The organism is Mycolicibacterium sediminis, from assembly GCF_010731735.1.
GTDB classification, from domain to species: domain Bacteria; phylum Actinomycetota; class Actinomycetes; order Mycobacteriales; family Mycobacteriaceae; genus Mycobacterium; species Mycobacterium sediminis.
Genome location: NZ_AP022588.1, coordinates 4,646,579 through 4,671,416 on the forward strand (window position 1 = coordinate 4,646,579; position 24,838 = coordinate 4,671,416).

Here is a 24,838-nt window from a genome sequence, read left to right on the forward strand (position 1 = left end):
ACTTCGACCATGCCCCGGTCGGTACCGCAGAACCCCGCGACGGCGACCGTCGACGGCCATCCCGGGACCCCTTCCGAGGGCGAGACCAGCCACTTCCCGTCCGCGCTGCTCTACACCGCGGCCCGGCTCTACTACGAGGACGACGTCACCCAGGCCGAGGTCGCCGACCAGCTCGGCACCAGCCGAGCCACGGTCAGCCGGCTGCTCGCGGAGGCGAAGCGTCAGGGGATCGTCCGCATCGAGGTGGTCCCACCGGCCGAGGCCCGGTCCGGGGACCTGGCCGACCAGGTGGCACGTGCCACCGGTCTGGAACGCGTGTACCTCAGTGCCCCACTGCCGACACCGGGTCCCGGCCGCGGGGTCGTCGACGTGATGGGCCGGACCCTGGCACCCGCCACCGGCCGCGCCCTCGCCGAGGCGGGCCTGCTCCCCGGCGACGTCCTCCTGGTGTCGTCCGGTCGCACCGTCTACGAACTCGCCCAGCACGACCTGACCCCACTACCCGGCGTGGTGATCGCGCCCACGGTCGGCGGGAACGACCAGCCCGAGGAGTGGTACCAGACCAACGAGATCACGAGACTGGTCGCCAATCGCGTTGGCGGACGGGCGAACTACCTGTTCGCCCCCGCGTTGCCCGGACCCGAGCTGTACCAGTCGCTGCTGAACGACCCGAGCATCCAGCGGGTGCTGCACCAGTGGCCGGCGGCGCGGTGCGCGCTGATGGGGATCGGCGCTCCGCCGCTCACCCGCTCGGACATCCCGCGGTTCGTCCCGACCGGTTCGACGTCGCTGCGCGCCGCCGTCGGCGACGTCTGCTCCAGGTTCTACGACGGCGCGGGCGTCGAGGTCGACTTCGAGGGAAGCGATCGGCTGATCGCCCTCGAATTGGACACCCTGCAACACATTCCGGTCACGATTGCCGTGGCGGTCGGGCCCGAGAAGCTCGCCTCGATCGTCGCGGGCGCCCGCGGCGGCTACTTCAACCGACTGGTCACCGACCCCGCCACCGCCGAGGCGCTCCTCGGCGCCGCCTCGGGATCCTGACCCCGCCGCCTCAGGGCGTGGTCGGCCCCGCGAGGCGGTGCACCTGATCGCGCGTCGCCGGATACAGTTCGCGCCAGGTCTCGTAGAGATCGTCGTAGAGGTTGCGCGTCAACGGGTTCGGCTCGATCTCCCGCGAGATCTTCGCCCAGTCGGTGTCGCTCGGGACCAGACCGGCCCCGATCGCGGCCAGCAGCGCATCACCGTAGCTCGCGCCGATCGCCTGCTCCGGAACCAGCTGGGCGCGGCCGGTGACGTCGCTGACGGCCTGGGCCCATACGGGACTGCGAAGGCCACCGCCCACGGCCACGGTCCGGATGCCGGTGTGCGCGTCGTCGAACCGCTCGAGGATCTGCCGGATGCCGAACGCGATGCCCTCGTAGGCGGCACGGAACAGGTGCCCGCGGCCGTGCCGCAGCGTGAGTCCGGCCACCACTCCCCTGGCCCGCGGATCGAACACCGGTGTGCGTTCGCCCGCGAAGTAGGGCAGGACGAGCAGCCCCTCGCTACCCGGTGGCACCGCAGCGGCGTCGGCCATCAGCTCGTCGAACGGCGCTCCCCCCGTGACGGTCTGCAACCAGCCGATGAGGCTGCCGGCCGTCGACGTCCCGGCCGCCAGCGCGAGCGTCCCGCGCTCGACGCCCACGGTGGTCCACAGCGTCGGGTCGCTGTAGTAGGAGTCGATCACCTGGACGAGGAACATCGTCGAGCCGTACATGAGCATCTGGTCGCCGGGCTCCCGGACGCCCACGGAGAAGGCCTCCGAGTAGGCATCCACGGCGCCCGCCACCACGGGCGTCCCGACGGGCACGCCCGTCGCCTCCGCGGCCTCGGGCCGCACCGTCCCGACGACCTCGCTCGGCCACACCAGCCGAGGCAGCGGGAGATGACGGCAGATGCGTTCCGCCCAGGGCCGGTTCCAGTCGAAGTGCCGCGTCGCGTACAGCGGATCGCACTGGCTCGCGGTGTGGTGGTCCATGACGTACTCGCCGGTGAGCTTCGCGGCGACATAGGAGTTCGAGCCGTACCAACCGGCGGCCGCGGCGAACACCTCCGGTTCGTGCCGGAACACCCACTCCAGCTTCGGGCCCACGGCCTGGCTCGACAGCAGCGTGCCGGCGCGGTCGAGGATCGCGTCCCGACCGAATTCCTCCGTCAACAGGTCGATCTCGGCCGTGGCGCGGGTGTCGATGCCGTACAGGATCGCGGGTCGCAGCGGCCTCAGGTCGGCATCGCAGAGCACCAGGCAGGGACCGACGCCGCTCACGCACATCGCCGCGAGCCTGCCGCCGTCGGGCATTGCCGCCATCAGCCTGCCGCTGACCTCGCAGACCTCCCGCCACCACAGGTTCTCGGCGTCCACCTCGGCCCAGCCGGGACGCGGCAGGTCCACCGAGTGGGCGATCGTCTCGGTCGCGAGCACGGTACCGGCGGCATCGACGAGCACGCCCTTGGTGCTCCCCGTCCCCATGTCGATGCCGAGCAGCAGGTCCACGGCGCCAACCCTACGTGCCGGGATCAGCGGGTTCGGTCCGGGAACGGGTCGTGGCCGAAGTCGATCTGTGCGGCCGGATTGCTGACCGCGGTGACGACACCGGTCCCGAACGGACCCGCGTCGTCGAAGAGCGTCGCCGTACCCACCGAGATGCCGTCGGCAGTCCAGTGCGAGTCGGCCTGCACCCCGATCCAGTGCGTGCGCGGCAACCGGGCGAGCGCGACCGTCAGGTCGCCATTGATGTAGCCGACGCCCGCGGTGCCGAGGTTGGTCACCAGGCTGGTGCCCTCGGCGGCGGCCGCTGCGTTGGTGAGGGGCGAGTTCGCGCGGCCCTCGACCGCGTCGATCGACCGGTTCAGGCACCGTTTCCGTGCGGCGTTCTGGTGCTCGGCGATCGCGTTCGTCCATCCGACGTCGTCGCACCCCACGTAGATGTGCAGGGAGTCGTCGACGTCGGGTGGCGGCACGAACTCGACCGTCCGCGACCATTCCTCACCACGCGGCGCCTCCGAGCTGCGGTACTGAACCAGGATCGCCCGGGCGACCGCGGCGCCGTCCTGCAGCAGTTCGCACTCGACGTTGCGCACGCGCCTACCGTCGCGGATCACCCGCGTCACCGCCGTCGTCGGGACTCCCCTGGCCGCCTTGAACAGGTCGACCGTCAACCGCGCCGGCGTGAACGACGGATCTCCGTGTACCTCGTCGAGCACCGACGCCGCGAGTCCCACCACGGCCGGGCCGTTGAGGTGGTCGTCGCCCCAGTGACTCTGGGCGAGTGCCGTCGGCTCGAACGTGTCGTCGGACGTCTGCACGAAGTGCGCCGGGCGGGTGGCCATTCCGGCATCGTCGCACATCCTCGATCGTTGACCCACGCAGCGATCGCGATGTGCGGACAATGGCACCGTGGACACCCGACGACTCCGGCTGCTGCTCGCGCTGTCGCGGCTCGGCTCGATGCGGGCGGTGGCCGACAGCCACCACCTGACCACCTCGACCGTGTCCCAGCAGATCGCCGCGCTGGCCAAGGAGACGGGCGTCCAACTCATCGAGCCCGAAGGCCGTCGCGTGCGCCTCACGCCGGCGGGGCGGCGTCTCGCCGACCACGCCGTCGACATCCTCGCCGCCGTCGACGCCGCTCGCCTGGACCTCGACCCCGACGCCGAACCCGCCGGCACCCTGCGGGTCGGAGGCTTCGCGACCGGGATCCGGAACTCCCTGCTGCCGATCCTCGCCGAACTCGCCGACCGGCACCCGGGCATCGACGTCGTCATCTCCGAGTACGAGCCCATCGAGGCCTTCGCCCTCCTCGCCGACGACGACCTCGACCTCGCGCTGACCTACGACTACAACCTCGCGCCCGCGTCGCCCGGCCCGGTGCTGACCCCGGTGGCGATGTGGTCGACGGCGTGGGGTCTCGGCGTGCCCGCCGACGACCCGCACGGCGCGGCGGACCTCCCGGCCCGTGCCGGTGCGACGTGGATCGTCAACTCCCGCAACACCGCCGACGAGGACGCGGTGCGGACGCTGGGCGCTCTGGCCGGGTTCACCCCGCGGATCGCGCACCAGATAGACAGCCTGGACCTGGTCGAGGACCTGATCGCGGCCGGGTACGGCATCGGATTGCTACCGATGGACCGGCCCACCCGGGCCGGCGTGACGGTGCTCCCGCTCACCGATCCACCGGTGGTCCTCACCGCCTATGCGGTCACCCGCGCGGGCCGCGCCACGTGGTCACCGCTGCGCGCGGTCCTCGACCGGCTGACGCCCACCGATCGGGTGCCGCCGCGGACGTCGTGGCCGCGGCCGTGACTCACTGACCGAACGTCAGCCGCTGCGCCACCTGATACCGCTCGACCACCTCGGGCGTGTGATCCGCCTCGTAGGTGGCCGTCACGCCGAAGGACCACGACGGCGGCTCCTCGGCGTCCGACACCGCCCAGGCGGCCTGGCGTGCGGCGCCGAGCGCGACGTACTCCGCCGGGGTCGGAACGTGCACCGGCTTGCCGAGGATGGCGGGCGCGATCCGCCGGACCGCCTCCGATCGCGCGCCGCCACCCACCAGGAGCACGCGCTCCACGTCGACGCCCTGACCCGCGATGCGGTCCAGGCAGAACGCGATGGAGGCCAGCAGTCCCTCGACGGCCGCCCGAGCGACGTTGGCAGAGGACAGGTTCCGGGTCGTGACGCCCTGCAGGGCACCCTGGGCCTCGGGCAGATTGGGTGAGCGCTCCCCGTCGAAGTAGGGCACCAGGCTCAGCCCCTCCGCGCCGACGGCCGCCGACAGCGCGAGGCGGTCCAACTCGTCGAAGTCGACGCCCAGCATCTTCGCCACCGCGGCCAGCACCGGCGCACCGTTGAGGGTGCAGACCAGGGGCAGCTGCCGTCCGGTGGCATCCGCGAAGCCCGCCACCAGACCGGAGGCGTCGTGCGACGCCGCGTCGCCCACGGCACTCACGACGCCCGACGTCCCGAGCGACACCACGCAGTCGCCCGGTCCGGCGCCGATGCCGAGTGCGGCCGCGGCGTTGTCACCCGCACCCGCGCCGAGCACCGCCCCCGTCGTCGCGCGGCCCGCAGACGCCGAGGGACCCACCACCGTCGGCACCGCAGGCCGCCGCCCCCGCATCGCCATCGCGAGCAGGTCCAGGTCGTAGTCGTCGTCCTCCGCGGAGAAGTAGCCGGTGCCGCTGGCGTCGCTGCGATCGGTGCGGACGTCGTCGACGTCTGTCGATCCGGACAGCCGCCAGGTCAGCCAGTCGTGGGGTAGACAGACCGCTGCGGTGGCGTCGGCGTTGCGGGGTTCGGCGTCGGCCAGCCACCGCAACTTGGCGGCAGTGATGGACGCGACCGGCACGACGCCGATGCGATCCGCCCAGGCCGCGGTGCCGCCGAGTTCGTCGACCAGTGCCGATGCAGCCTCACCCGAGCGCGTGTCGTTCCACAGCAGCGCCGGGCGCACCACCTGCCCGGCCGAGTCGAGACAGACCATGCCGTGCTGCTGAGCGCCCACCGACACCGCCGCCACGTCGTCCAGACCGCCCGCGGCCTCGGCCGCCTCGCCCAGCGCCGTCCACCACACCACCGGATCGACTTCGGTGCCGGCGGGATGCGCCGCCGATCCCGACCGTCGGATCTCGCCGGTGTCGGCGTCACAGACGACGACCTTGCACGACTGGGTAGACGAGTCGATTCCCGCGACGAGTGTCACCGCGATCTCCTTCTACTTGTACCTAGTGCGAAGTTACCGCCCGCAGGTCGGCGACGGCGGTGCCCACCCGTCTCACCTGGCGATTTCATGGACTGGGACGGGTGGCGCCGACAGTGTTTGTGAGATTGATCTTCGGGGAACCTATGCGCCATGTTGATTCGTCGTGTCGCACGCCCCATGCTCGCAACCACCTTCATTTCCCGCGGTGTGGACTCTCTGCGCAACCCGAAACCGGCCATCGAAGCCGCTCGCCCCACTCTGGACGGACTCAGCAAGCTCCCCGAACCGGTCGGCCCGAACGTGCCGACGAATGCCGAGACGGTCGCCAAGGTGACCGCCGGCGTGCAGATCGGCGCGGGCCTGCTGCTGGCCGCAGGCAAGCTGCCCCGCGTGGCGTCTGCCGCTCTGGCCGTCAGCGTGGTGCCCGGAAGCCTTGGTGCGCATGCCTTCTGGAACGAGAGCGACCCCGAGCGCAAGGCCGGCGAGCGCAAGGCCTTCCTCGCCGACGTCAGCCTCATCGGCGGTCTGATCATCGCCGCCGTCGACCTCGAGGGCCGACCCTCACTGGGCTGGCGCGGACGGCGCGCGGCGCGCAAGGTCTCCGAGTCGGTGACCCACGCATTGCCCAGCGTCGGATCGAACACCGCGCTGATCGACAGCGAACTGGTCGACCGCGTCGGCCACAACGTCCAGAGCGGGCTGCACGTCGCCCGTGAGCGCGGCGCCGAGTTCGCCGACGTCGCCTCCAAGCGCGGCGCGGAGTTCGCCGAGGTCGCCCAGAAGCGCGGTGCGGAACTCGCCGAGGTCGCGCAGAAGCGCGGCGCCGAGTTCGCGGAAGTCGCCTCGAAGCGTGGCGCGGAGTTCGCGGACGTGGCCCAGAAGCGCGGTGGTGAGTTCGCCGACGTGGCGTCCAAGCGTGGCGAGAAGTTGGCCGCCAAGGCGCAGAAGCGCAGCGAGAAGCTGGCGGCGAAGGCGCAGAAGCGCGGACCCGAACTCGCCGCCCTCGCCCGCGACCGGAGCGCCGAGTTCGCCGAGCGCGCGCGTGAGCGCAGCGCCGAGCTGGCCGAACTGGCGAGCGACCGCGGCTCGGAGTACGCCGATCTGACCCGCAAGCAGGTCAAGCAGGCACGCAAGCAGGCGAAGAAGCAGGGTCTCATCTGAGTCGTGCGGGCGTAGATTGGCCCGCATGACGTATGGCGAGCCCTACCCCGATCCGCACTCGGCGCCCTACGGCGGCGGGCCCTACCCGAACGCGGGCGGAACGCCCGGCGGCCTCCTGGTCCGGTTCTTCGCCAGGGTGATCGACGGCTTCATCGTCGGCATCGTCGGATTCTTCCTCGCCTTCACGACGGACACGCTGTCCAACATCCTGGTGACCGGGCTGTTCACCGGCGCTCTGATGTTCGGCTACTTCCTGCTGTTCGAGGTGACGCAGGGGTGGACGCCGGGCAAGAAGGTGCTGGGTCTGCACGTGCGGGGCGGCCGCGGGATGCCGAAGCCGGACCTCAAGGAGTCGGCGATCCGGAACGCGTTCACACTGCTGCCGATCGTTCCCTACGTGGGCGGTCTGCTGGGGTTCGTCGCCATCGTCGTGATCGCCGTGACCATCAGCGGGAGCGCCACCAAGCAGGGCAAGCACGACGAACTGGCCGAGGGAACGCAGGTCCTCAAGAGCTGAGGACCTGCGTCACCGGCGATGCGGCGAGGGACGCGATGCCCAGGCGGCCCGTCGAGGCCACCGGCACCGGGATGGTTGACTCGTCGGGGTGACCAGATCACCGCTGATTGCTCGCAGGCTGTTCGACCGCATCGAGCCCGTTCACGCCCTGACCTACTTCGCCCCCGAGGCCAAGGCGGCCTTCGACGCCGCCGGGTACCGCGGATTCTGGATGGGCTACTTCGCCGGCCGGTCCGCCCCGCTGGGCGAGGTGCCCGCGCAGGTGGTCGCCGCCGCGTTCTACAACTTCTCCGCCGAGCACGTGTCGCGTGCGCTGCCTTCGGCGTGGACCCATGCGTCACCCGCCGCCGCGCTGCAAGCCCGGCAGGAGTCGGCGGTCGCCGCACTGAACCGCTGCGGCGTCGTCGACACCGAGTCCGTGGGTATTGCCGCTGCCCTGCTCGAGAAGGCCGCGCGCAGCGCGGACTGGACCGGCCGGCCGCTGTTCGCCGCCAACCTGTCGCTGCCCTGGCCGGACGAGCCGGTCGCGCGGCTGTGGCATGCGGCCACGCTCCTGCGCGAGCACCGCGGCGACGGTCACGTTGCGGTGTTGCTGGCCAACGGGATCGGGGGCCGGGACTGCAACGTCCTGCATGCCCTGGCCGACCGGGTGCCGCGTGAGTTCATCACGTTCAGCAGGCAGTACGACGACGACGAGTGGGACCGGTGCGTGGCGGGTCTGGCCGACCGGGGGCTCGTCGATGCGACGGGCACGCTCAGTGACGCCGGTCGCGACCTGAAGCAGCGCGTCGAGGACGTCACCGACGCGTTGGCCCTGCCCGCGTTCGACGCCCTAGATGACGACGAACTCACCACGCTGTTCTCGACATTGGGTCCGATCACCCGCGCCGTAATCGCCGGTGGCGACATCCCCTCCGCCACCCCGATGGGACTGACGCGCGACGACCTCGACGACGACGACCCTCACCTGCCCTAGCCGCTGGCCTGACTCCTCCGGCTCTGTTCCTTCGGCGAGCGTGCGTGTCTGCGGGCAACACGCCGGTCGCGAACCCGACGTCGCGCACGCTCGCCGGCGGCTACCGCGGCCCGTACATGATCAGTCCAACGCCGACGATGCAGATGACCGCGCCGGTGACGTCCCAGCGGTCGGGCCGGAAGCCGTCCGCGACCATGCCCCACAGCAGCGATCCCGCGATGAACACCCCACCGTAGGCCGCGAGCACCCGGCCGAAGTTCGCGTCGGGCTGGAACGCCGCGACGAAACCGTAGGCGCCGAGCGCTACGACGCCAGCGCCGATCCACAGCCAGCCACGATGCTCGCGAACGCCCTGCCAGACCAGCCATGCCCCGCCGATCTCGAGCAGCGCGGCCGCGACGAACAGGACGATCGACTTGAGCACCATGCCCGACAGCCTGCCGCGAGCGTGCGTGAACTCCGGGCAGCGATCGGCGTGTCGCCCGCAGACACGCACGCTCGCCGGAAGAGGGAGGAGTCAGGTGAGGTTGCGGTTCCATTCGAGCCAGCCGACGCCGGTACGGCCGTCGGCGGTGGTCACCGTCGCCCACGCGCGCGGGAAGCGGCTGACCCGCCCATCGGGCGAGGTGAGCAGCACCGGGGCGTGACCGCGCACCTCGACGCTCGCGGTCAGATCCCCAGGCGCACACTCGAGCACGGTCGACACCGGTAGGTCGTCGTCGTCGAACGTCTCACGCGCGGTCACCGCCGCGAGTTCGACGAGCGGCTCGCCCTCTTTCTGGACGTAGCCGGCCGCCAGCGGTGGAGCGCCGGGGATGCGCAGATCCAGGCCGTGCACGTGCGTGCCGTCGTCGAGATGCAGTGCGCTCCAGACCCAGTCCATGCTCCACCAGTCCCGCGCCGCCCAGGAGTGATCCCGCTGACCGGGGACGCCGGCCAACTCGTAGGTGCGACCGTCGGCGACAACGCTGCCCGACACCGTGCACGGGATCTCGTACCGCGTGGAGAGCCGGTACTGGTACGGGGTGCCGACGGTGGTCCACTCCAGGTCCATGACGACGTCGACCGGGCGGCCAACCTCGCCGCGCAGAAGCGCAGCCGGATCGTCGTGCGCCTCACCCCGCCCCCGCAGCGAAACACGGTAGCGCCGAAGCGGTTCGGCGGCCTCGAGCGTCAACTCCACGTCGTCGGTGCGCACCTGGCCGGGCGTCTCGGGCAGCGCCGCCTCGAAGTCGAGCACCGCGATGGTCGGCATGCCCGGCCCGCACAGCAGCCCGTTGATCCACGCGTGCCCCTGGTTGGGGAGCAGGCCGAGGCGGATCCACCCGCCCACGTCCTGTGCGGCGTCGATGAAGTCGAAGTACCAGCTCTCGCTCCACAGCGGTTCGTCGGTCGGCGGGTGGCCACCCTCGTCGTCGGCGCTCGGCTGCAACGGCTCCGGCGCGGACGGCTCCGGCAGGATCGCCAGCGCGCCGGTGTCGATGGCGTGCTGGCAGTGGCGTTCGATCATGGCCATGAACATCTCGTCGCCGCGTTCGGTGCGGGCGACGAGCATCGGCGAGACGATCGACATCAGCACGCCGAAGAACGTCTGGTGGCGGACGCCGTCGCGCACCTCCTCGAGCGTCACGCCGGCATCCGGTCCGAGCGCCGAGTGGTACGCCCGGAGCAGCGTGTCGTAGTGCTCGCGGCGCCGGTCCGTCGGCAGTGCGCAACCGAGGAAGTAGGCGACGTCGGTGAAGGCCGGACCCCAGGTCACGGTCTGCCAGTCCACGACGGTCAGCGGGCGGTCGGCGCCCTCCTCACCGAACAGCATGTTGTCCAGCCGGTAGTCGCCGTGGACCAGGCCGTGTGGCGCGTCGGACTCCGCCTCCGCGGCGGCGTACGCGTCGTAGGACTCGACGAACCTCTCGCAGACGTTCCGGTACTCGGGTGCGATCTGGTCGCCGTAGCGGTCGATGAAGCCGGCGTACAGCGCCGACAGCAGGCCCTGGTTCACCGGGGACTCGCGGTTGAGCCAGTCGGCTCCCGCCAGCGCCGCGTTCCCGAGCAGCGGGCCGTGGACCAGTCCCAGCTGGGTCAGTGCGAGGACCGCCTGGTCGAGCGAGGCGCCGCGGATCTCGTTGCCGACCGTCGCGGGTGCGGCGTCGGCCAGCAGCAGGTCGAAGGCGCCCGTCGACGCGTCGTACGCCGTGTGGTGACACGGCGCAACGGGTCCACTCATCCCCGGCGCGATGTCGGCGTAGAACCGCACCTCGCGCTCGTACAGACCCATCGCCAGTCCGGTCTGGCGACTGCTGGGATCGGCGGCGGCCACCTTCAGCACCACCGACGCGGGGCCACCGTCGCCGTCGGCCCACACGAGGCCGACGCGGTAGCACTCGCTCATCTGTCCCGTGCCGATGCGGTCGACCGTGACGTCGGTGACCGTGCCCCGTCCGAGGGCGGCGGTGAGCCATTCCGCGGTCAGGTCGGTGGGGCGTTCCATCAGAGGCGCGGCGGTGTCGGGTTGCACGTAGTCAACCTAGGACACCGACGGCGCACCGCAGGACGTTTCCGGACATTCAGTTGACGGGTGTCAACTACCCGAGGATTCGCAGTGCTCCGACGGCGACGGTGCGACGTCCAGGCTCGGGTTGCGGTCGAAGAAGCCGTACGGCTTGAGCCAGAACGAGACGACGTCGACCGGCATCACGGGCCAGTCCTCGGGCCGGGTGACGTGGTGCAGTCCGAACACGTACCAGAGCACGACGTCGGTGTTCTCGATCGGCCGGTCCGCCATGGTCCACACGCCCAGACCGTCGTCCTCCGCCGACTGATTGACGAACTCCCCCGCCGGCCAGCGTTCCTCGGGATGGTTGGGCGTCACCCACAGCGTGTGCCCGATGACGTTGGCGCGCTTGAACACCGGCGACTCGGGGTCGAACATCGGCGGGATGGCCCCACCGGGCACCAGCTTGTACGACGGGTGGGTGCCCAGCCCGTTGACGACGTTGGTGTTGACCACCTTCCACGCCCGCTGGGTCGCGAAGTCCATGTCCTGCATTCCCTCGGACTCGGTGCGCAGCGGCGTGTTCCGCACCACCACCGACAGCCCGTGCGGATTGTCCGGACCCATCGGCTCGGCGTACGACTCGCTCGCGTAGACGGTGTTGTCCGACCCGTCGACGTCCATGTCGAGGCGGGCCACCAGGAAGTGCTGGTGGAACGGCGCATAGGTCCGTTCGTCGACCAGCGTGCCGTTCGGGTGCGACTGACCGTCGATCAGCGGCGTGGTCACCATGATGCCGGTCGCGCGGACCTCGCACTCGATGTTGCCGTCCTGGTAGAACCGCCAGTAGGCGAGGTATTCGTAGTTGGCCACCGTGACGTGGAACGACACCGTAAGCCGACGCATGCGGCGGACCTCCGCGCCGGTGTCGTGATCGACGTGCTTCCACAGGACGGCGTTGTCCTCCTCGTGGATGCAGATCGCGTTGGTGATCGTGTACGGCTCACCGGCACTGTCGTGCAGGACGGCGTCCAGGTAGCGGATCTCGCCCAGGCAGTCGCAGCCCAGTTCCAGCGACTGCGTCATGAAGCCCAGGCCCCACTCGCCGATGTCGAACGCCGTCCGGCGGTAGTGGTCGATGGACGGGTCGCGATACGGAACCACCATCTCCGCGAACGACATTCGGTGTGCGACCGACCTGTCGCGATCACCGTCCCGGTATCGCACGGTGTGCAGGGTCATGCCCTCGCGATAGTTGAATCCGACGCGCAGCGACCAGTTCTGCCACCGGAGCAGGTTCCCGTCGAGGGTGAACGACGGACCCTCGGGCTGCGTTATGTGCAGCGGCTTCAGCGGTTCCCGGCGGGACGCCGACCGGATCGCCTCGGGCACGCGGGCCGGCACGTACTCGCCCATCACGGGTGGCTGCTCGTGCGCACCGTTCGCGAACGGCCCGTCGTCGTCGACGCGCAGCACCTCCATGTCGTTGAGGTCGATCACGCAGTGCAGCCCACTCACGAGGTGCGCGTAAGGGTTCGAACCCGGTGCGTCCTTGTACCAGGTGTCGGACCAGCCGAGCCGTCGGCCGCGGAACTCCTCGGGGATGACGGCGGCGCCGTAGGTCCAGGTGTCCATGAACACGCCGTCGATGTCGGTGATGCCCCGCCGAGCCAGCGCGGCGAGCACGTCGGGGTGGGCACGTAGCACCCGATCGCACTCCGCGAACTCGTCGACGGTGAAGTTGGCCTGCACGCCGGGAACGTGGTCGAACGACTCGGTGCGGCCCGCGGTCACGGAGACGACGGCCTTGTAGGTGGCGTTCGCCGAGCGCTCGAAGCAGACGACGACGGCACGTCGCTCGGGAGCGACGCCGCCAGCGTCGAACGCGGCCACCTCGGCCTTGGCAGGCTCGAGCAGTTCGATGGACGCGTAGCGCCAGCCCGGGCCGACACCGTGGTCGCGGCTCAGCGTCCGGGCGGCAGCGGTGAACTCGTCGGCGGTCAGGGGGTCGAGTGGGTGGCTCACCCGCTCACTCGATCACATCCCGCGGGGCGGCGCGGCCTTTCGCGGCGCGCCGTCACGCGTCAGTTCGCGGTGAGCGAGAACCCCTCCCAGGCCTGCCTGCGCTCCGGGTTCGGGTCGTGCTCGATGCGGGTGCGACGGTCGAACACCATCACCGCGCGCTCCTCCCGGGAGTAGGTCGGCCACCCCTCGCCGGGCACCCCTTCGCGGCTGAACGCGCGCCACCGGTTCTGCACGTCGTTGCTCACCCGGCGCGCCGACCGGCGGTCCGCTGCCGCCGTCATCAGCGAGCCGAACCGGGTGCGGTAGACGTCGAACACGGCGAACAACTCCGTGGCGTGGGTCGCTCCGAGCCCGGACCAGTGGAACGTGCGCGGCGCGTAGTCGTAGCGGTACACGTAGGTCGGCGCGTGGGTGCCGTGCGCCTCGGCGATCTGCCAGGCCGCGGTTCCGAACGCGAAGTCCCCGCCGAGCCGCACGCACGCCGACGCGCTGGGGTAGCCGGGATAGGCCGAGGTGATCCGGTCGCGCACCTCGACGTCGCTGTCGGCGAGCAGCATCTCGATCATCGGCTCGGTGGTGGGCAGCAACTGCAGGAACCGCGTGAACAGCCTGCCCTCGTCGGCATTGGTGCCCACGATCAGCGGCACCTGGTGGGCGTCGCCGTCGCGCATCGCCGCCACAGGGTCCCTGGGCAGCAGGTCGGTGCCGTAGGTCGGTCCGACGGGGAAGGCGCCACGCATCTTCTTCATGCCGTCGCGCATCAACTCGCTGAGTGCGTCGACCAGCCGCGTGGAACTCGCGGACATGACCGCGGCGGCACCGTCCGCGGGCGCGACGCCGAGGATGCCCGCGAAGTCGTCGGCGAACTCCGCGGCAACCTCACGGCTGCCCGCCATGCCGCTCGCCGGGCTCTCCGAGATCACCCGGTGGAACAACCCCTTCGCCTCCGGCACCGCCATCAGGGTCGCGACGGCGTGCGCACCCGCGCTCTCGCCGAAGATCGTCACGTTGTCCGGGTCGCCGCCGAACACCGCGGCATTGTCACGGACCCAGCGCAGCGCGAGCACCAGGTCGCGCAGGAACAGGTTGTCGTCGATCGGGTTCTCCTCGGTCGCCAGCGACGCGAGGTCCAGACAGCCCAGCGGCCCGAGCCGGTAGTTGACCGAGACGTACACGCATCCACGTCGGGCCAGCGACGCGCCGTCGTAGATCGGGGTCGCGGAGCTGCCCAGGATGTAGCCGCCGCCGTGGACGAAGAACATCACCGGCAGCGGACCGTCCTGCGGACCCCCCTCCGGAGCGACGACGTTGACGGTCAGGCAGTCCTCGCTCATCGGCTGGTATCGGCCGACTCCGAGCAGCGTGTACTTGCGTTCCTGGGGCGCGCAGTAGGAGTAACCGTGGCAGTACCGGACGCCCCGCCACGGCTGCACCGGCTGCGGCGCGCGATAGCGCAGACGACCGATCGGCGGGCGTGCGTACGGGATGGAACGCCAGCGATGCACCCCGTCGCGGGTGAAACCCTCGATGGTGCCGCTGTCGATCGTCACGCGGACGGTGTTCTCGTGCATGACAAGACGGTAGCGAAGACACCGTATGGCCGTCGACGCCGCGGGGTGGCCCGCTAGCCTGGCAGCCATGCGGATGGCCTTCGAGATCGCGGCTGTGATCGCGGCGTCCGCGCTGTTGGCGGGGTGTTCCGCGACGTCCGACGACCAGCCCGCACGCTCCATGACCGCGCTCACGACGCCGTCGAGCAGCGCGTCGACCCCGCCCACCACCACGGCACGACCGACCACCGGGACCCCTCCTGGCACCGCGCGGCCGCCCGCTGCGGGCGCGCCGATCGGCGACCTGATCGGGTGGATCGAGGCGGGCACGCCCGCGGAGGCGTCGGCCTACCGCACCGCGACCCGCGGCGGCGTCGCCACCGACCTGGGCGACGACGTGGCGTTCACGGGGCCTTCGGGGACGCCCAACTGCATGACCGACCGCCGCTTCGACGGAGCGCTGGCGTGCCTCGTCGACCTGGCCGATCCGCCGGCGGAGGCGCCCGACACGTACGGCCAGTGGAAGGGCGGCTGGGTGGACTTCCCGGGCAGAGGCGTCGACATCGGGTCGTCGCACGGCGATCCGGGACGGTTCGGCAGCGGGCTGGGTCCCGAACTGCCGGCAGGACGGTCCCTGACGTTCGGCGACTACGGCTGTCGCGTCGACGGTTCCGACGTCTACTGCGTCGACTACGCCGACCGGACCGGGGTGCGGTTCGCCGCCACGGGAATCGAGGGCTTCGGCTGCCTGCGCCGCGCCGCGCCGCCCGAGGGCATAGGCGACCACCTGTCCTGCTGACCGCTCAGGCGGGACGTGCCTTCTCCCGCACCTTGGCCGGGTAGGTCTGCGTCATCCCCACCGCGCCGACGATCACGACGATCGGGATCACCCAGTTCGTCCAGTCGCGGGTCTGCGGGACCTGGGCGGCGACGAAGCCCAGCACCGCGATCAACGTGAACACCAGCGCCCACATCAGCGTGAGCACGCGGTTGGTCTGCCGGAACGCCGGCTTCTCCCAGCCCTCCAGCGGCGGGGACACCCTGGCGTACTGCTCGGTGAACGGCGTGAACGCGAGCGAGCCCAGCGCCATCACCGCGAGGACGCCGCTGGACAGCGTCGTGGCGTAGGTGTCCATCCAGTCGCGGTCGGCGGCGCCCACCGCCATCGCCGCGGCGGTCACGCCGACGAAGAAGACGATCGTGACGATCTCCAGCAGGCGCGGTCCGCCGAATCCCATGGACACGCCCAGGATGATGGCCGACAGCACGGCGCACAGCGCGCCGAAGAGCCACGTGCTGGGGCCCTCGGCCACCACCCAGTAGATGATCCACGGCGCGAACCCCACGAAGGGGCTGCGCTCGAACCAGTCGTCCACGCGAGGAGCCTAGCGAGGTCGGGCGGGACGCCGGAGTTCGACCGGCTCAGGCGATGCCCGCCCGCCGCAGCCGCGGCAGGACCCCCTCGGCGAACCAGTACGCCTCCTCGAGGTGCGGATAGCCGGACAGGATGAACTCCTCGAAGCCCGCGGCGTGGTACTGACCGATGAGCGCGGCCACCTCGTCGTGACTGCCGACGAGCGCCGTACCCGCGCCGCCGCGGACCAGGCCGACGCCCGCCCACAGGTTGGGGTGGATCTCGAGCTGGTCGACCCTGCCGCCGTGCAGTGCGGTCATGCGCCGCTGGCCCTCGGACTCCGACTTGGCGTGCAGCGCAGTGGCGTTGGCGATCTGCTCCGGGGACAGACCGGCGAGCAGCTCGTCGGCCACCGCCCACGCCGCCTCGGAGGTGTCACGGCTGATGGTGTGCAACCGGATCCCGAAGCGGATCTTGCGGCCGCGTTGCTCGGCCAGTTCGCGCACGCGGGCGATCTTCGCGGCCGCCGCCGCGGGTGGTTCTCCCCACGTGAGGTAGACGTCGACGTGCTCGGCGGCGATGGGCATCGCGGCAGGCGAGGAGCCGCCGAAGTAGATCTGCGGCAACGGGTTCGGCGGTGCGGACACGCGGGCGTCCTTGACGGTGTAGTACTCGCCCTCGAAGTCGACCGACTCCTGGCGCCACACCGAGTTCACGACGTGCAGGAACTCCCCCGTCCGCGCGTACCGCTGGTCGTGGTCGAGCCAGTCCCCGAAGCGGCGCTGCTCGACGTCGTCACCGCCGGTGACGATGTTGAGCAGCACCCTGCCCTCGGAGAACCGCTGCAGCGTGGCCGTCTGCTGCGCGGCCAGTGTCGGCGGCACCAGACCGGGCCGGAAGGCCACCAGGAACTTCAACCGCTCCGTCTCGGCGAGTAGGGCGGCCGTGGTCAGCCAGGCGTCCTCGCACCAGGTGCCGGTGGGGGTGAGCACCCCCTCGTACCCGAGTCGGTCGGCGGCGCGGGCGATCTCGGCCAGGTAGCGACGGGTCGGTGGGCGAAAGCCGTCGGGCACGACTTGCTGCGACGAGGCGTGCGACGAGGCGACGATCGTCGGCGTAACGGAAGTTGGCGCGTCGGCGCCACGTCTGTCCGGATTCGTCGGTCATTGGCCCATCCCGGAGATCCGCCTGTCGCGGCAGGCCTCGGCAGTCCGGACAGGGCTGTGTTGCGCAACGGATCTGCGAGCGCGACGTCCGAGGCGATGCCGAAGCCGGCGCCGTTGGTGACGCCGTCGGCGTCGGCGATGCTGCGCACGGGCAGCTGCCGTTCGGCCTGCGCCGTGTAGGGATCCCAGGTGGCCCAGGCGTCGACCCGGCCCTGGGTGAACGCGGTCAGCGCGTCGGCGGGTTGCAGGAAGACCAGCGAGACGTCCGAGGGCGAGAGCCCGGCGCGGTCCAGCTGCGCGAGGACGTGGCCGTGCGCGGAGCTGCCCTTGGCCAGCGCCACGGACTTGCCGCGCAGGTCGCCCACGGACCGGATGGCTGCATCGTTGCGGACGAGGATCTGATCGCCCGCTCCTCCACCGTCATAGGTGGAGACGACCTTCACCTTCGCGTTCGACGCGGCACCGAAGATGGGCGGCGTGTTCCCGGTGATGGCGAAGTCGATCCGGCCCGCCGTGGCCGCCTCGATCTGCGGGGGGCCGGAGGTGAAGGTCGAGAAGTCGATTCGGTACGGCAGGTCGTCGAGTTGACCCGCCGACCGCAGCAGCGCCTCGGTGCCACCTTTCTGGTCACCGACCGCGAGCACCAGTCCGGCGAGGTCGGACAGTGGCACCGTCGGGGGCGCCGCCGCTGCGGGTGTGCTCTCCTCGCGGGACACGCAGCCGGCCAGGACGCCGACCACGGTGAGCAGGACGAGGATTCTCGACGCGACGATTCGTCGGGGCGTAAGCACGGTGCTCCCTTTCGCGGGGTGGTTGGCGGAGTCGGCGGTCAGAGGTGCACGCCGAGTTGGTCGAGCAGTTCGGTGCGGTGCCGCTCGGTGTCCGGCGACGGGTCGCCCGCCGGTCTGCGTGGGTCCGCCACGTCGAGGGTGTGGATGACGCGCCCCTCGTCGAGGACGACCACGCGGTCGGCGAGGGCGATGGCCTCGTCCACGTCGTGGGTGACGAGGAGGACGCCGAAGCGGTGTTCGCGCCACAGGTCGAGCAGGAGCGCGCGCATCGTCAGTCGCGTCAGGGCGTCGAGCGCACCGAACGGCTCGTCGAGCAGCAGTAGCCTTGGTTCGGCGACCAGCGCTCGGGCCAACGACACCCGTTGCGCTTGGCCGCCCGACAGCGTGACGGGCCAGACGCCGGCCCGGTCGGCGAGTCCCACGTCGGCGAGCGCGACCTCGGCCCGCGCGGCGGCCTCCTTCGCGGACGCCGCGGTCCGTCGCAGGCCGTACGCGACGTTGGTGCGGACGTCCCGCCACGGGAACAGCCGCGGCTCCTGGAAGGCCAGTGCGGGAGCGCCGGACACGACCCGCTCGCCGGTGTGGTCGTCCGACAGGCCGGCGAGGACGCGCAGCACCGTCGACTTGCCCGATCCGCTGCGCCCGATCAGCGCGACGATTTCGCCGTCACCGACGCGTAGTGAGACGTCGTCGAGCACGTGGTGATCGCCGTACCACTTGTCGACGTGGCGCAGTTCCGCTGCGGCGGTGCCGGTCTGGGGTTCGGACAGGATGGTCATTGGCGGTACCTCAGTGCTCGTCGTTCGAGGGCGCGGACTCCGGCATCGGTGCCGATGCCCAGGAGGGCGTACACGATCAGGCCGAAGATGATGACGTCGATGCGGAGGAAGTCGCGGGCGTTGTTGATCAGGAAGCCGATTCCCTTGTCGGCGTTGATCTGCTCGGCGACAATCAGGGTCAGCCAGGCGATGGCCAGTGACTGCCGGAAGCCGACGAGGATCTGCGGCGCCGCGCTCGGGACGATGATGTCGAGGAACCGCTGGCGGAACGAGAATCCGAGCACCGCGGCGGTCTCGAAGAGCTTCGGATCGACCTGGCGTATCGCGGAGAACGTGTTGAGGTACAGCGGGAAGCTGACGCCGAGCGCCACGAGCAGCACCTTCGGCAGCTCACCGATGCCGAACCAGAGGATGAACAGCGGGATCAGACCCAGATGCGGTAGCGCGCGGAGCATTTGCATCGGCGGATCCACGGTCGCCTCGGTCCAGCGGGACAAACCCACCGCGGTGCCGAGCGCCACCCCGACGACACCGCCGAGCACCAGACCCTCGAGCACCCGCAGGCCCGAGACCCCGAGCGCGTCGGCCAACTGCCCGTTGGCGATCAGTTCGAACCCGCCCTCGAGGATCAGCGACGGTGCGGGCAGCACGTCCTGCGGGAGGACGCCGACCGCGCTGGCCAGCTGCCACAGCGCGAGCAGTGCGATCGGCGAGGCCAGCCGGATCAGTGCCCACCGGCGGCGGGGCCGCGGCGTCCTCCCCGTCGTGGGGGACGCAGCTGCGGCGGCGTTGAGGGAAGCGGTCACGATGCGGCGACGCTACGCAACCCGCGTCGACGGCCGGAAGGGTTCGATTCCCCCTGACGAAAAGGCGACGCCCCCGACGGGGACCGGGTATCGGCCCACCGACGGGGGCGTGCGCATTCGCCGGGTCAGCCGAACCTGGTGGTGCCCACGACGAGGTCGGCGGTCACGGTGCGCCCGTTGATCGCCGAGGTGAGGGTTCCGTTGGTGAGCTTCACCGACTGGTTCGCCTGCTGCAGGATCCGCTTGTTGCGCACCTGCGTCTGGAACTGGGCCGCGTTGAGTTGTTGCAGCTCGGCCTGTTCGAAGTCGCGGCCGGTGCTCCCGGCGGTGAACTGCACGCCGGTCACCGACCCGTCGGGCCGGACGATCCACGACGCGCGCGTGCCGTCGAGCGCCGCCGTGTACATGCCCGCGGGTGCCGACACCGCCGCGGCACGGAAGTCGTAGGTCACGCCGTTCATGGTCAGGTCACCGGTGACGTCGGTGCCGTCGAACGATGCGTTCAGGGTGTCGCGGAACCGCGAGGTGATGTCGACGCTCCCGTCGGACTGCTCACCGAAGAACCAGGCTTCGTCGTCGACGCCGTTGCAGGCGTAGGCGGCGATGCTGTCTCCATCCACGGAGATGCCGATCGTCATCTTCTTGCCGTCGGCCTCCGCGTCGGCCATGTAGCGGGCCGAGGCGGGGAACGGCGCCGGGCCCGAGGCTGTGGTCGACGACGGTGCCGCGGTGGGCGACGACTGGCTCGACGACCCGCCGGAGCAGGCGGACAGGGTCGCCAGTGCGGTCAGTGCGCTGAGACCCACGAGCAGGGTGCGGAGGTGTCTTCTCATGGTGATCATGATGTGTCGCCGGTGCGGGCGGTACATGGAGATTGCATGGAGATTGCGTGGAGATCGCCCGCGACTCACCCCGCGACTCACCCCGACAGGAAGGCCTCGACCTCGTCGCAGAACACCTGCCATGCGGGTTCGCCCTCGACGAGCAGATGATTGCTGCTGGCCAGCTCGACCAGACGGGACCGGGGAATGAGCGCGGCCAACTCCTCGCCGTAGCGCACCGGCACCCGGTGGTCGTCGCGCGAGTGCAGGACGAGCGTGGGGCAGGCCACGGCGCCGGCATCGTCGCGGACGTCGATGCGCGCGAACTCCTCGAGGAACCGCACCGCGTTGTCCGCCGAGGTGGTCCGCCGCTGCAGATGGTCGAACGCCTCCCAGTCCGCGCGGGAGCCGTCGGGCAGGAACTGGGCGGCGAACACCTGCCGGAAGGCGGGATCGTCGCGGCCCCACCCGACCCGCGCCAGGTCGAGATCGAGTGCGGCGGCACGGTTCTCCTCGTCACTGGTGGCCCGCACGGCTCGGCCGCGGGCGTACGCGCCGCACAGGACGAGGTGGGTGACCCGACCGGGATGTCGGGCGGCGTAGGCGACTGCGACCGCGCCGCCCTGCGACACCCCCAGCAGTGGAAAGCTGTCCAGTCCAAGCGCTTCGACGACGGTCTCGAGGTCGTCGACCCAGTCGTCGAACGTGAAGTCGCCGGCCTCCCAGTCGGAGAGTCCGCACCCACGCTCGTCGTACCGGATGAACGTGTGGTGCGCCGCGAGATCGCGTACCCAGTGGCGCCACACCGGGCTCTCGATGTCGTAACCCAAATGGGTCATCCAGTTGGCGGCACGCACCAGCGGCGGGCCCTCCCCCGCGACGCCGTAGGCGAGCCGGACGCCGTCGGCGGCACGGCAGAACGCGATGTGCTGCCGCGGCGCGGGTGACGGATCGGGCACAGCCGTCTCGTCGACGTCGACCGTGGCGACGAACTGGTAGCCACGGCCTCGCACCGTCCGGATGAAGCGCTGTGACTCGCCGTCGTCGCCGAGCGCCCGACGGGCCGCCTTGATGCGACTGGTGAGCGCGGCCTCACCGACGAAGCGCCCACCCCACACCGAGTCGAACAGCTCCTCCTTCGCGACGAACCGATCGTGGTGTCGCACCAGCAGTGTCAGTACGTCGAACACCTGTGGCTCGACACGGATCACCGCAGTACCCCGGCGCAGTTCGTACCGCGCCGTATCCAGCACGAAGCCGGCGAAGCTCCAGACGCGCCGGGTTCCGTCAGCGGTCGGGCCGGCATCGGGCGGGGACGAGGACACGGCTCCCCATTTCGGCAGTCGGGGGCCTCATCGTACGGCCTCGCCCCGGCACACAGGGCGTCTCGCGCGAGATCAGCGGGCGGTCAGGAGGTCCCGTTCTTCGACGAGCGCCATTGCGAGCGTGCGGTAGCCGTAGTCGTCGAACAGCACGGTGATGCGGTCGGGATCCCCGCCGATGACCACGCCGCGTCCCCAATCCCGATGCGACACAGCGGTATCGACCGGAATCGCCGGCGGTGCCGTGTCGGCGTCGGCGGCCCGCTCCGCACACCGGTCGCAGTTGCCGCACGGACCCGGCAGCGTCTCGCCGAAGTAGGTGAGGAGGAACTGCCGCCGGCAATCCCGGGTCTCGGCGTAACCGCGCATCATCTCGACGCGGCTGCGGTCGATGCGCTCGCGGGCCTCGACCACCTCGACGGCGCCGCGCACCGCGTCCTCGACGGCCCACCCGGTCGAGCGGAAACCCGTGCGCGTGCCGGTGATCGCGCCGGCCTGCTCCAGCAGGTTGACGGCGTTGGTGAGCGTGCGCCCGCGTACGTCGAGTTCGGCGCGCAGCGCCTTGATCCGCTTCGGCCGGTCCACGTCGAGGGCGCCGTGGACCGCCGCCAGCAGATCCTCGTTCGGCCGGTGCACGGTGAAGAAGGTGGCGAGGCCGAGGTCCTCGGCACGGTAGAACAGCAGCGCGAGCGCGTCCCCGCCGTCGCGACCCGCCCGGCCGATCTGCTGGTAGTAGGAGTCGAGCGAGTCGGGCACCGACGCGTGCACCACGAACCGTACGTTCGGCTTGTCGATGCCCATCCCGAACGCCGACGTCGCGACCACCACGTCGAACGCCTCGGCCCGGTGCCCCCCGCGGAACCCCTCGTGCACGGCGTTGCGCTGACCCGCCGACAGCCCCGCGTGGTAGACCGCCGCCCCGATGCCGCGCCCGGTCAGGTCGGCGGCGTAGCGCTCGGCGTCCCGGCGGGTCGCCGTGTACAGCAGCCCCGGGACCGCCAGTTCGGCGACGGCTGCCACCACCGCGCTGCGCTTGTCGGCGTCCCGGAGGTACTGCCTGCCCTCGAGCCGGAGGTTGGGCCGGTCGAAGCTCCCCGTCACGAACAGCGGATCCCGCAGCCGCAGCCGCTCGGCGATCTCGCGGCGCACCACCGTCGACGCGGTCGCGGTGAGTGCGACGACCGGAGCCGACGGCGCGATGGCCGCAAATGCGTCCGGCAGCCGCAGGTAGTCGGGACGGAAGTCGTGCCCCCAGGCCGACACGCAGTGGGCCTCGTCGACGACGATGAGCGACACCCCGGTCGACGCGAGGCGAGCGACCACGTCGTCGTTCGCCAACTGTTCGGGCGACAGGAAGACGTAGTCGGCGTCCCGCTCGCACACGGCTGCCCAGGCGTCCTCCACCTGATGGACGCCCTGCCCCGAGTGGATGGCGACGGCCCGGAGCGCGTCGGTGTCGTCGAGGCCCGCGATCTGATCCTGCTGCAGCGCGATGAGCGGGGACACCACCAGCGTGACGCCGTCGAGGAGGACTGCGGGGACCTGATAGATCGCCGACTTGCCCGATCCGGTGGGGAGCACGGCCCGCACGTCGCGGCCGGACATCACCGCCGTCATCGCCTCCAGCTGCTCCGGGTGCAGCTCCTGCCAGCCGAACACTTCTCTTGCGGCGCTGCGCAACTCGTCCGCGTACCCGTCGTCCCTCACCACGGGCGTGCAGCTACCCGCGGGACGGTGGGAAAAACCTAGCGCCAGCCGTCGGCGGCCTTCGCCGCCCGCATCAGGGCGTCGCACAGGCCGCGCAGCTCGTCCGCGTCGGCCCCCTCGTCGACCGCGGTCGCGACGTCCTCGGCGGCGCACCTCACCTGATACACGCGGTCGGCCAGTTGGGCGGCCTCGTCGGCGGTGAGCACCACCGCGTCGGTGGGCACCGACGTGCCCTTCACCAGTGCCCGCTGCTCGTAGGCCCGTTGCCGGCAGGACTGCCTGCAGTACTGTCTGCGCCGGCCGATGCCCGCATCGTCGACGTCGCGGCCACACCACCGGCAGGGCTGGGACTTGGCGCGTCTGCGGGTCGCGGTCTCCACGACGACTGACTCTAAACGGCCGATCGTGGGTATCCCGGTATCATGGACCGTTGGGTCGGGAACTTCTCGGCGCCGCAACGCGTTGACGTTCTCGGACGAAATCTTGAGAAGGAGTGGTGACGATGGCTGATCGTGTGTTGAGGGGCAGCCGGCTCGGGGCCGTGAGCTACGAGACCGATCGCAATCACGACCTGGCGCCGCGTCAGGTCGCTCGCTACCGCACCGACAACGGCGAGGAGTTCGAGGTCCCGTTCGCCGACGACGCCGAGATCCCGGGCACCTGGCCCTGCCGCAACGGCATGGAGGGCACGCTGATCGACGGCGAGGTGCCCGAGCAGAAGAAGGTCAAGCCGCCGCGTACGCACTGGGACATGCTCCTCGAGCGCCGCTCGGTGGAGGAACTCGACGAGCTGCTCAAGGAGCGCCTCGACCTGATCAAGACGCGCCGCCGGGGCAACTGACCCGGCAGCGGACCGCCGCCCCTAGCGGACGGCGCCGCGGGCGCGATCGATGCGCCCGCGGATGCCCCACTGGGCGATCCGGACGATCGCCTCGCGGATGTTCGAACCGCTCATCTTGGACTTGCCCAGCTCGCGTTCGGTGAACGTGATCGGCACCTCGACCACCACGAAGCCCGCGCTGATCGTGCGCCACGTCAGGTCGACCTGGAAGCAGTACCCCTTGGAGTCCACCGCGCCGAGGTCGATCTTCTCGAGCACCTCGCGGCGGTAGGCGCGGTAACCCGCGGTGATGTCGTTGACGTCGACTCCCAGCGAGATGCGGGAGTACCCGTTCGCGGTCCGCGACAACACCATTCGGCGCCGCGGCCAGTTCCTGACCTCGCCACCGGGCACGTAGCGCGAACCGATCGCCAGGTCGGCGCCCGCGTCGACGGCGTCGAGCAGACGATGCAGCTCCTCCGGGGCGTGCGAGCCGTCGGCGTCCATTTCGACCAGCACCGAGTAGCCCCGTCCCAGCCCCCAGGCGAAGCCGGCCAGGTACGCGGCGCCCAGGCCGTCCTTGCTGACGCGGTGCATGACGTGCACCCGGTCGGGATCGGCGAGTGCCAGCTCGTCGGCGAGTTCACCGGTGCCGTCGGGACTGCCGTCGTCGACGATCAGGACGTGGCAGTGCGGCACGGCGGCGTGCACCCGTGCTGCGATCAGGGGAAGGTTCTCGCGCTCGTTGTAGGTCGGGATGATGACCAGCGTGCGCTGACTGGGGCGTTCACCACTGGTCATGCGCGAC

General features: G+C 70.8%; 23 protein-coding genes and 1 pseudogene. 7 read left to right on the top strand and 17 right to left on the bottom strand.

The genetic code is table 11. The features are described from left to right. Positions 1–9 precede the first annotated feature (9 nt). Entirely contained in the window at positions 10–1,044 is a 1,035-nt protein-coding gene (locus tag G6N64_RS22270) for a sugar-binding transcriptional regulator (protein WP_163799831.1), read from the top strand. A 10-nt stretch (positions 1,045–1,054) separates the two neighbouring features. On the opposite strand, the gene G6N64_RS22275 is transcribed toward G6N64_RS22270, so the two are convergent. Together G6N64_RS22275 and G6N64_RS22280 are read right to left on the bottom strand one after the other, a co-directional pair. Beyond that, positions 1,055–2,536, bottom strand: a complete 1,482-nt coding sequence (locus tag G6N64_RS22275) for an FGGY-family carbohydrate kinase (protein WP_163799833.1) — start codon at positions 2,534–2,536, stop codon at positions 1,055–1,057. Between the two features lie 23 nt (positions 2,537–2,559). Further along, complete coding sequence (locus G6N64_RS22280; protein ID WP_163799835.1) at positions 2,560–3,372, bottom strand: acyl-CoA thioesterase domain-containing protein; 813 nt, start codon at positions 3,370–3,372, stop codon at positions 2,560–2,562. 67 nt (positions 3,373–3,439) lie between these two features. On the opposite strand from G6N64_RS22280, the gene G6N64_RS22285 reads away from it, so the two are divergent. Then, positions 3,440–4,345 (top strand): LysR family transcriptional regulator, encoded by a 906-nt coding sequence (locus tag G6N64_RS22285; RefSeq protein WP_163799837.1) that lies wholly within the window; start codon positions 3,440–3,442, stop codon positions 4,343–4,345. 1 nt (position 4,346) lies between these two features. Here the strand turns inward: G6N64_RS22285 and G6N64_RS22290 are convergent, their stop codons facing one another. Continuing rightward, entirely contained in the window at positions 4,347–5,744 is a 1,398-nt protein-coding gene (locus tag G6N64_RS22290) for an FGGY family carbohydrate kinase (protein ID WP_163799839.1), read from the bottom strand. Between the two features lie 150 nt (positions 5,745–5,894). Between G6N64_RS22290 and G6N64_RS22295 the strand changes: the two genes are divergently transcribed. From G6N64_RS22295 to G6N64_RS22305, 3 genes are all read left to right on the top strand, one after another. Then, entirely contained in the window at positions 5,895–6,905 is a 1,011-nt protein-coding gene (locus tag G6N64_RS22295) for a DoxX family protein (protein WP_163799841.1), read from the top strand. 25 nt (positions 6,906–6,930) lie between these two features. Beyond that, positions 6,931–7,422 (top strand): RDD family protein, encoded by a 492-nt coding sequence (locus G6N64_RS22300; protein ID WP_163799843.1) that lies wholly within the window; start codon positions 6,931–6,933, stop codon positions 7,420–7,422. Between the two features lie 88 nt (positions 7,423–7,510). After that, a complete protein-coding gene (locus G6N64_RS22305) occupies positions 7,511–8,398 on the top strand; it encodes an SCO6745 family protein (protein WP_163799845.1) in 888 nt (295 codons plus the stop codon). A gap of 100 nt (positions 8,399–8,498) precedes the next feature. On the opposite strand, the gene G6N64_RS22310 is transcribed toward G6N64_RS22305, so the two are convergent. From G6N64_RS22310 to G6N64_RS22325, 4 genes are all read right to left on the bottom strand, one after another. Continuing rightward, positions 8,499–8,825, bottom strand: a complete 327-nt coding sequence (locus G6N64_RS22310) for a YnfA family protein (protein ID WP_163799847.1) — start codon at positions 8,823–8,825, stop codon at positions 8,499–8,501. A 90-nt stretch (positions 8,826–8,915) separates the two neighbouring features. After that, positions 8,916–10,886 carry a DUF7064 domain-containing protein gene (locus G6N64_RS22315; RefSeq protein ID WP_163802030.1) on the bottom strand — a complete coding sequence of 657 codons (1,971 nt, stop codon included), beginning with the start codon at positions 10,884–10,886 and terminating at the stop codon, positions 8,916–8,918. Positions 10,887–10,976: 90 nt separating this feature from the next. Continuing rightward, positions 10,977–12,914: a primary-amine oxidase gene (locus tag G6N64_RS22320; protein ID WP_163799849.1), complete on the bottom strand. Its 1,938-nt coding sequence runs from the start codon at positions 12,912–12,914 to the stop codon at positions 10,977–10,979. Positions 12,915–12,973: 59 nt separating this feature from the next. After that, on the bottom strand, positions 12,974–14,485 hold the full coding sequence (locus G6N64_RS22325) for a carboxylesterase/lipase family protein (protein ID WP_163799852.1): 1,512 nt from the start codon (positions 14,483–14,485) through the stop codon (positions 12,974–12,976). A gap of 67 nt (positions 14,486–14,552) precedes the next feature. On the opposite strand from G6N64_RS22325, the gene G6N64_RS22330 reads away from it, so the two are divergent. After that, positions 14,553–15,263, top strand: coding sequence for a hypothetical protein (locus G6N64_RS22330; RefSeq protein WP_246230765.1), 711 nt, complete (start codon positions 14,553–14,555; stop codon positions 15,261–15,263). A 4-nt stretch (positions 15,264–15,267) separates the two neighbouring features. On the opposite strand, the gene G6N64_RS22335 is transcribed toward G6N64_RS22330, so the two are convergent. From G6N64_RS22335 to G6N64_RS22375, 9 genes and pseudogenes are all read right to left on the bottom strand, one after another. After that, positions 15,268–15,840 carry a hypothetical protein gene (locus G6N64_RS22335; protein WP_163799854.1) on the bottom strand — a complete coding sequence of 191 codons (573 nt, stop codon included), beginning with the start codon at positions 15,838–15,840 and terminating at the stop codon, positions 15,268–15,270. A gap of 46 nt (positions 15,841–15,886) precedes the next feature. Continuing rightward, positions 15,887–16,927, bottom strand: a complete 1,041-nt coding sequence (locus G6N64_RS22340) for an LLM class flavin-dependent oxidoreductase (RefSeq protein ID WP_246231295.1) — start codon at positions 16,925–16,927, stop codon at positions 15,887–15,889. 98 nt (positions 16,928–17,025) lie between these two features. Next, positions 17,026–17,775, bottom strand: a pseudogene (locus G6N64_RS22345) (PhnD/SsuA/transferrin family substrate-binding protein); the annotation flags it as partial. A gap of 38 nt (positions 17,776–17,813) precedes the next feature. Further along, entirely contained in the window at positions 17,814–18,554 is a 741-nt protein-coding gene (locus G6N64_RS22350) for an ABC transporter ATP-binding protein (RefSeq protein WP_163799858.1), read from the bottom strand. Then, entirely contained in the window at positions 18,551–19,363 is an 813-nt protein-coding gene (locus G6N64_RS22355) for an ABC transporter permease (protein ID WP_174266986.1), read from the bottom strand. Before G6N64_RS22355 ends, G6N64_RS22350 begins: the two co-directional genes overlap by 4 nt. A 122-nt stretch (positions 19,364–19,485) precedes the next feature. Further along, on the bottom strand, positions 19,486–20,193 hold the full coding sequence (locus G6N64_RS22360) for a hypothetical protein (RefSeq protein WP_163799860.1): 708 nt from the start codon (positions 20,191–20,193) through the stop codon (positions 19,486–19,488). Positions 20,194–20,279: 86 nt separating this feature from the next. Next, positions 20,280–21,506 (bottom strand): alpha/beta hydrolase, encoded by a 1,227-nt coding sequence (locus G6N64_RS22365; protein WP_163799862.1) that lies wholly within the window; start codon positions 21,504–21,506, stop codon positions 20,280–20,282. Between the two features lie 72 nt (positions 21,507–21,578). Then, entirely contained in the window at positions 21,579–23,213 is a 1,635-nt protein-coding gene (locus G6N64_RS22370; RefSeq protein ID WP_246230766.1) for a RecQ family ATP-dependent DNA helicase, read from the bottom strand. 35 nt (positions 23,214–23,248) lie between these two features. Next, positions 23,249–23,590, bottom strand: a complete 342-nt coding sequence (locus G6N64_RS22375; protein ID WP_174266862.1) for a hypothetical protein — start codon at positions 23,588–23,590, stop codon at positions 23,249–23,251. 122 nt (positions 23,591–23,712) lie between these two features. On the opposite strand from G6N64_RS22375, the gene G6N64_RS22380 reads away from it, so the two are divergent. Continuing rightward, a complete protein-coding gene (locus tag G6N64_RS22380; RefSeq protein WP_163799864.1) occupies positions 23,713–24,051 on the top strand; it encodes an RNA polymerase-binding protein RbpA in 339 nt (112 codons plus the stop codon). Positions 24,052–24,072: 21 nt separating this feature from the next. Here the strand turns inward: G6N64_RS22380 and G6N64_RS22385 are convergent, their stop codons facing one another. Further along, positions 24,073–24,831 (bottom strand): polyprenol monophosphomannose synthase, encoded by a 759-nt coding sequence (locus tag G6N64_RS22385; RefSeq protein ID WP_163799866.1) that lies wholly within the window; start codon positions 24,829–24,831, stop codon positions 24,073–24,075. Positions 24,832–24,838: the final 7 nt, after the last annotated feature.

What these genes read in the sequence shown, in the direction of transcription:
- G6N64_RS22350 (WP_163799858.1), bottom strand. Translation starts at nt 18,554, where the DNA reads ATGACCATCCTGTCCGAACCCCAGACCGGCACCGCCGCAGCGGAACTG.
- G6N64_RS22385 (WP_163799866.1), bottom strand. Translation starts at nt 24,831, where the DNA reads ATGACCAGTGGTGAACGCCCCAGTCAGCGCACGCTGGTCATCATCCCG.
- G6N64_RS22380 (WP_163799864.1), top strand. Translation starts at nt 23,713, where the DNA reads ATGGCTGATCGTGTGTTGAGGGGCAGCCGGCTCGGGGCCGTGAGCTAC.
- G6N64_RS22295 (WP_163799841.1), top strand. Translation starts at nt 5,895, where the DNA reads ATGTTGATTCGTCGTGTCGCACGCCCCATGCTCGCAACCACCTTCATT.
- G6N64_RS22360 (WP_163799860.1), bottom strand. Translation starts at nt 20,193, where the DNA reads ATGAGAAGACACCTCCGCACCCTGCTCGTGGGTCTCAGCGCACTGACC.
- G6N64_RS22310 (WP_163799847.1), bottom strand. Translation starts at nt 8,825, where the DNA reads ATGGTGCTCAAGTCGATCGTCCTGTTCGTCGCGGCCGCGCTGCTCGAG.
- G6N64_RS22330 (WP_246230765.1), top strand. Translation starts at nt 14,553, where the DNA reads ATGCGGATGGCCTTCGAGATCGCGGCTGTGATCGCGGCGTCCGCGCTG.
- G6N64_RS22280 (WP_163799835.1), bottom strand. Translation starts at nt 3,372, where the DNA reads ATGGCCACCCGCCCGGCGCACTTCGTGCAGACGTCCGACGACACGTTC.
- G6N64_RS22270 (WP_163799831.1), top strand. Translation starts at nt 10, where the DNA reads ATGCCCCGGTCGGTACCGCAGAACCCCGCGACGGCGACCGTCGACGGC.
- G6N64_RS22300 (WP_163799843.1), top strand. Translation starts at nt 6,931, where the DNA reads ATGACGTATGGCGAGCCCTACCCCGATCCGCACTCGGCGCCCTACGGC.
- G6N64_RS22315 (WP_163802030.1), bottom strand. Translation starts at nt 10,886, where the DNA reads ATGGAACGCCCCACCGACCTGACCGCGGAATGGCTCACCGCCGCCCTC.
- G6N64_RS22325 (WP_163799852.1), bottom strand. Translation starts at nt 14,485, where the DNA reads ATGCACGAGAACACCGTCCGCGTGACGATCGACAGCGGCACCATCGAG.